This is a genomic window from Haloarcula sp. CBA1122 (assembly GCF_009741785.1).
GTDB lineage: Archaea > Halobacteriota > Halobacteria > Halobacteriales > Haloarculaceae > Haloarcula > Haloarcula hispanica.
On the sequence record NZ_WPCB01000090.1, the window covers coordinates 1 to 5,872 of the forward strand.

Below are 5,872 nucleotides of genomic sequence, written 5' to 3' on the forward strand. Positions count from 1 at the left end.
CGTCGGACGGCGACCTCGGGGATGGCGGACCTCCCGTCCAGTCACGGCCCCGACCTGCACGACGTGCTCGCCGACCGCGCCGACCCGCACGAGGCTGTCCGTGAGACCGGCCCCGTGACCCTCGTTCCCTGCGGGCGGACGCTGGCCGGCGCTCGAAGCGCCGACTTGCAGGGCCTCACGGACGTATTCGCCGCGCTGGAGCGGACCTATCGCTGGGTCATCGTAGACTCGCCGGCGGGGATGCACGCCGACGTGGGGTTACCCCTTGCTGCTGCCGACGCTGCGGTACTCGTCACGACGCCGGAGGGCGCGGCGCTCGCTGACGCCTTCCGGGTCCGAGCGCTGGCCCGTGAACTCGACGCCGGACTCTGTCGGGTCGTCCTCAACCGTGCCGGTCCGAACCCCGCGACCGAGGCCGTCACGGACCGGTTCGGTGCACCGACCGTCGCTGTCCCGGAGAGCGAGCCGCTGGCGACGGCGCAGGCGCACGGACAGCCGCTTCGGGAAACAGCGCCGGACACGCCAGCGCGGCGCTCGCTCGAATCGCTCGCTGACGCCGTCTACTCCTGTAGCTCGGTGTAGGTTCCCCGTAGCGTGACCGGCGTCACGTCCGCCGTCTCCGCCGCCTCAGCCTGCGTGAGCGCCACGTCCCGTTCCTGGGCCGCGGTGTAGAGACACGCCGCCGCGACGCCGGCCGGATTGCGGCCGCTGACCAGCCCACGGTCCTGTGCCTCGTCAACGAGCCCCTCCGCGCGCTGGCGGACCGCCGTCGGCAGGTCCAGTGTCGTCGCGAACCGAGGGACGTACTCGCGTGGGTCAATCGGACCGGTTGGCAGCCCGAGCTCCCTGTTCAGAGCGTCGTAGGCCGCGCGAAGCTCCGACTGAGTCGCCTTGGCGACGGTACAGAGCTCGTCGACGGTTCGGGCGACCCCTTCAGTCCGGCAGGTGGCATAGATAGCTGCGGCCGCGAATCCTTCCAGCGTTCGCCCCTGAAGCAGGTCCTCGTTCTGTGCGGATTCGAACAGCACGCAGGCCCGGTCCCGGATCGCGTCCGAGAGCGACATCGAACTGATGATACGCCGGATCTCGGTGAAGGCGTACACCTTGTTTCGCTCGCGTTTCGAGCTGATCTGTGCGCGGTTGTGCTCGCGGCGGAGGCGGGCGAACTGACGGCGCTTGCGTCCTTTCAGCCGCGTCGACCGACCGATCTTCGTCGAGAGACCGCGGTCGTGACGCGACCGTGTCAATGGCGCGCCTGTGCGTGCCCGGTCAGTGTCGTCATCGTCGAACGACCGCCACTCCGGTCCGGGGTCGATGGCGTCCTCGCCGACGACCAGTCCACAGCTGCCACAGACCGACTCGACACCCTGCTGTTTGACCGACCCGTTACACTCCGGACATTGCGTTACCGTCGTGCTCATGTTCCCACCTACGGCTGGGCGAGGGGTTAAAAAACCGATGCAAAGACGGGTTTCCGGGCGGTTTTCGATGCAACTGCCGACCGGTAACCGGTAGGTAGTTATCGGGTTCGACACCCGCGCCTATCGGTATACCGACAGCATTAAATTCCGGCCCAAAGAATGAAATTTCAATGACGCTGTCGGATATCGCTGCCGGTGTCGAGGTCACGACCCACCAGCGTGATCGCGGCGTCGCTGCCGTCGACGAGACGGACGCCCCGCTCCCGGAGCGATTGGCCCCGGTGGCCGACGACCTCCCGTGCTCGGCGGCGACAGCGGCGACCGTCGTCGAGGCCTACGCAGCCGGCAAGAGCGTCGGCGATGCGGGCCGCGCCGCCGGTGTTGCGCCTGTGATGGCCGCCAAGACGCTCCATCTCGTCGTGAGCAAGTGTCACCGGTCGCCCACAGGGCCGTGAGATAATTGCCGATTGGCTCGCCGGGGACCTCTCTCGCAGCGATGCCATCGCACTCGCTGACGTAACTGAACAGGAGTTTGCCCTGGCGGTGTACATCGAAACGCACGAGCCGTTGCCCGCAGCTCGCGATGCAGTGGAGGGGGCGCTCACAACTGCGGAACGGGACCCGTTAGGGGAGACGATGAGCGACATCGGCGAGCTGCTGTGAGTGCGTGACTACCGTTCTCTCGCTGAGTTGGGACCGATGCTGGCGAGTCGGTGTCGTGTGTGGAACCCCTGCTCTCGCTTCTCCCGTACTGTCTGGGGCACGCTTAACACCCGTGACTGCAAACCCGGAGTTATGTCGGCTTCGGAACTGGCAGACCGGGTGGCCGAGGTGCTTGCAGCGGACAGCGAGTCGTTCAACGAACGGGCCCGCGAGGAAGCCGAAGCGCTCAAATCCGCGGTCCGGAGCGGGACCTTCGACAACTCGGAGGCGATCGTCGGCATGGAGCTGGAGCTGTATGCCGTCGATGAGCAGACCGACGCGCTCCAGCGGGTCCCGCGTCAGTTGCTCGAACTCATCGGGTTCGAAAAGGAACTCGGCCTGCACAACGCCGAGATGCAGACGAGCCCGCAGCCGTTGAACACCCACGGGCTGGCGGCCCAGCGCAACGAACTGAAGGCGTCGCTGATGCCGGCCCAGCAACGGGTACGCAACGAGGGTATCCGCCTCGTCTCTGATGGCATGTGGACCGTTCCGCCCGCCGGCGAGACGGCCCGGGAGTACCTCTGTGACTGCGTCGAACAGAGCGGCGTCCGCATCGGGACGAACATGTCGGACTCCGTCCGCTATCACACGATGGCCAACACCGACTACCCCTCGGCGTTCGAGATCGATGCGCCACACGTCTCGCTACAGGCCGAGACGGTGATGCTGGAGTCGCTCATCACCTCGATTCAACCCCACTACCAGATTCCCCACGCCCCGGACCTGCCGGAGTATTTCACCTACGCGCTCCGCATCGCCGCGCCGCTGCTGGCACTCGGCGTCAACTCGCCGTTTTTCCCGCCGGACCTCTACGACGACGCGCCCGACCCCGAAATCGTCGCCGGGGCGAACATGGAGAACCGCATCGGCGTCTTCGAGTCGGTCCTCAATCCGCCCGACGGCGACTCGACGCCACCGAAAGTCTGCTTCCCGCCGGATTTCGACTCCGTCGAGGAGGCTATCGACGACATCGTCGCTGACGACACTATCGTCCCGGTCGACCTGCAGTCGGGGACCCGCTTCGACGACGACTTCGTTCACTTCCGGCACAAGCACGGCTCGTACTGGCGATGGGTCAGGCCGGTGTTCGAGGGGCCGACGCGGTCGGCGGCCAACGCCCGCATCGAGTTCCGCCCGCTGGCCGCACAGCCGACCGTCGACGACGCAATCGGGTTCGCGGCCGTTTTCGCCGGCCTGATGGAGAGCCTGCCACAGCTCGAACACCCCATCCGGTCGCTGGACTGGGAGACGGCGAAGCGGAACTTCTACGCCGCCGCTCGGAGCGGCCTCCGGGCGAAAATCGAGTGGATCACCGCTGACGGGGCAACGACGACCAGCACCGAGGAGATATACGGCGAACTGTTCGAGCACGCACGCGAGGGCCTCGAACAGCGCGGCCTCTCGGCGGAGGAAGCCCATGGGTACATCCGGCCGCTACGCGAGCGCGTCGACCGCCGGCTCACGCCCGCGCGCTGGAAACACGACTACGTCCGCCGCCGCGTCGAGGAGAACGTCCCGCTGGCCGAAGCGATCTGGGGGATGCAGGCCACCTACATCCGCCATCAGGAGGAGACGCTGCTGGAGGGCAGTTTCGTCGACTGGTTCGAGTGAGTCATACTGTTGGCTGTACTCCCCTGACGAATATTGCCACCCCGAGCTGGCGACTGTCTTCACGAAGGGACAGTCAACAGTATCAGTCGCCGGTCGCCAGTTCCGACTGTTCTGTTTCTTCGCGTCGGTCCGCAACACCCGTGTACGCGACGACGTTTGAGCCCAGTTTCTCGACGCGCGCTGCGATGTCTTCGTCGGCGATGTGTCCGTCCTCGAAGGCGGCCCACGATTCGGGGATGGCAACGGCTTGCGGAAGCGGCCAGCCCTTCAACTCCAGTACAGAGGCGCGAAGATGCTGTAGCGTCGGCGTGGGGAACCCGCCGCCGGCCACTGCGAGGATACCGACGGTCGCCCCTTCGACGTCGTCAATACTGCAGTAGTCAAGCGCCGTCTTCAGTGGTGAGGCGATGGTGCCGTGATACACGGGAGTTCCGAGGACCAGGGCGTCGGCCTCGCGGACACGGGCGGCGAGTTCCGGACCGTCACCGGAGTCGGCCTCACCCGCGTCGGGGTCGAACAGCGGGAGGTCCCACTCCCGGAGGTCGATGTGCTCGATCGTTGCACCATCCCCCACTGCCGCGTCGAGGGCGCGCTGGACGGCGATTCTGGTTCCGCTGTCGTCGCGGAGGCTTCCGCTGATACCGATAACGTGTGGCGTGTCGTGCATCGTGTGCCTGTTCGTAGCCACCGCTAATTAGTAAGTACTCTGAGAAAAAAGTTTCAGTGCGCATTCTGACAGGAAGTCACGGGTCAGGCCGTAGTGACATCGTGAATCAGTCGCGACAGCTGATATCGATGAACATAGACCGAATTCTATCGGTCACAGCGCTGCCGAGATTCACTGCTGAGGCCGATACGCACCTGTGATTTGACAGCAGTTCACCCGCGCTCCTGGGGGTGCCCTGCCCCACGTCCGTTGCTGCCCGCGACTACTCCTGGTCTTCGTCGCCGCCTTCTGTCTCGTCCATCTCGTCGCCGGTTTCGGAGGCCGCCGTCTCGTCTTCTGTCTCGTCCATCTCCTCGTGTTCGTCGTGTTCGGCGAACTCGACTTCGGCCTCAAGTTCGATTTCGACGCCCTTGCCTTCCAGTTCGGCTTCGAACTCCGCCATGTCTTCGACTTCGGCTTCCAGTTCCGCTGTATCTACCGCTACCTCGACCTCCACTTCGACGGAAACGTCGTCTCGGTCCATACCGACCTTCCGAGGGGCTGACATAACTCAGTTTTGCAACCGGCACGTTGCGACCGACTTCGACATCGCTATGTGTGTCAGCCGCTGACCCATTGCTATGAGCGACCCCGTGGACGTGACCGTTGACACCGACGACGAGTCGGAATCGGTCCGTATCCACGACGACGGTGGCGAGGTCGAAGCCGGCGACGCAACCGTCCGATTCAGTTTTTCCGGCACTGGAGACGATGGGCAGGCGGCTGGGGGCGACGACGAGCAGTCGCCCGACGGCAACGACGACCCGCGCTGCATCGCCGAACTCGACTCGGTGCGACCGACAGCACGCTCGTGTTCGAGGCGCGCGACGGCCGGCGCGGCGTCAACTGCATCCTGCACCGCTCGGGCGACGCCGTCGCCGCCTGGCGCAACTCCTGTCCCCACCAGCCCGAAGTCCCGCTCGACCCGGGCCGGGGCGCGATTGTGCGGGGCGACCGTCTGGTGTGTCACAAGCACGGCGCGCAGTTCGAACGCGACGACGGCGTCTGCACGCACGGCCCCTGCGCCGGCGACGCCCTCGACAGTATCGAGGTCACGGTTCGGGACGGCGACGTGTACCTCACGGACGAGCGCTTCGAGCGGGCCGAACGGCGCTGAAACGCGATTTTAGAACGTTTTGCGGTTGTCTCGATTGTGCCATCAGTCGTCTGCAATGGCCGGTTCGCTGCCGGCCCGGGGGGTCGGCCTCGCGCCACGTCCCGCGGAGGAACCAGGCCGCGGCGAGGCCGGCCGCGAGGCGTTCGAGACGGCGAAGGCCAGCCAGATGCCCTGTTCGGCCAGCGAGTACGCGAAGAGGTCGACGACCTGCGGGCCGAGCCACGCCGGGACCGCAACTGGGCGGGATGCGACCCAGGCGACCGGCAGGCGGATGATTCCCAGCATGGTAACCGCCAGCGCCGCTGCGGTGAG

The 5,872-nt window shown here is 66.0% G+C and carries 6 protein-coding genes and 2 pseudogenes; 4 read left to right on the top strand and 4 right to left on the bottom strand.

Annotation, left to right across the window (positions count from 1 at the left end):
• Nucleotides 1–582: chromosome partitioning protein ParA (locus GJ630_RS19030; RefSeq protein WP_191450726.1), on the top strand; the 582-nt coding region annotated here is incomplete at its 5' end.
• Here the strand turns inward: GJ630_RS19030 and GJ630_RS19035 are convergent.
• On the bottom strand, nt 561–1,421 hold the full coding sequence (locus tag GJ630_RS19035) for a transcription initiation factor IIB family protein (protein WP_191450728.1): 861 nt from the start codon (nt 1,419–1,421) through the stop codon (nt 561–563). The two genes, GJ630_RS19030 and GJ630_RS19035, sit on opposite strands and share 22 nt — an antisense overlap.
• Before the next feature lie 170 nt (nt 1,422–1,591).
• Between GJ630_RS19035 and GJ630_RS20245 the strand changes: the two genes are divergently transcribed.
• Together GJ630_RS20245 and GJ630_RS19045 are read left to right on the top strand one after the other, a co-directional pair.
• Nucleotides 1,592–1,876 (top strand): hypothetical protein, encoded by a 285-nt coding sequence (locus GJ630_RS20245; RefSeq protein ID WP_252718866.1) that lies wholly within the window; start codon nt 1,592–1,594, stop codon nt 1,874–1,876.
• 340 nt (nt 1,877–2,216) lie between these two features.
• On the top strand, nt 2,217–3,737 hold the full coding sequence (locus GJ630_RS19045; protein ID WP_191450730.1) for a hypothetical protein: 1,521 nt from the start codon (nt 2,217–2,219) through the stop codon (nt 3,735–3,737).
• 82 nt (nt 3,738–3,819) lie between these two features.
• Here GJ630_RS19045 and GJ630_RS19050 read toward each other — a convergent pair whose 3' ends face one another.
• Both GJ630_RS19050 and GJ630_RS19055 read right to left on the bottom strand, forming a co-directional pair.
• Nucleotides 3,820–4,404, bottom strand: a complete 585-nt coding sequence (locus GJ630_RS19050; protein ID WP_191450732.1) for an NADPH-dependent FMN reductase — start codon at nt 4,402–4,404, stop codon at nt 3,820–3,822.
• 262 nt (nt 4,405–4,666) lie between these two features.
• Entirely contained in the window at nt 4,667–4,927 is a 261-nt protein-coding gene (locus GJ630_RS19055) for a hypothetical protein (protein ID WP_023843050.1), read from the bottom strand.
• 97 nt (nt 4,928–5,024) lie between these two features.
• Here GJ630_RS19055 and GJ630_RS19060 point away from each other — a divergent pair.
• Nucleotides 5,025–5,560, top strand: a pseudogene (locus GJ630_RS19060) (Rieske (2Fe-2S) protein).
• 42 nt (nt 5,561–5,602) lie between these two features.
• On the opposite strand, the pseudogene GJ630_RS19065 reads toward GJ630_RS19060, so the two are convergent.
• Nucleotides 5,603–5,872 (bottom strand): annotated as a pseudogene (locus GJ630_RS19065) (MATE family efflux transporter); the annotation flags it as partial.

Coding starts and splice junctions, on each gene's coding strand:
- GJ630_RS19035 (WP_191450728.1), bottom strand. CDS start 1,421: ATGAGCACGACGGTAACGCAATGTCCGGAGTGTAACGGGTCGGTCAAA.
- GJ630_RS20245 (WP_252718866.1), top strand. CDS start 1,592: ATGACGCTGTCGGATATCGCTGCCGGTGTCGAGGTCACGACCCACCAG.
- GJ630_RS19045 (WP_191450730.1), top strand. CDS start 2,217: ATGTCGGCTTCGGAACTGGCAGACCGGGTGGCCGAGGTGCTTGCAGCG.
- GJ630_RS19050 (WP_191450732.1), bottom strand. CDS start 4,404: ATGCACGACACGCCACACGTTATCGGTATCAGCGGAAGCCTCCGCGAC.
- GJ630_RS19055 (WP_023843050.1), bottom strand. CDS start 4,927: ATGGACCGAGACGACGTTTCCGTCGAAGTGGAGGTCGAGGTAGCGGTA.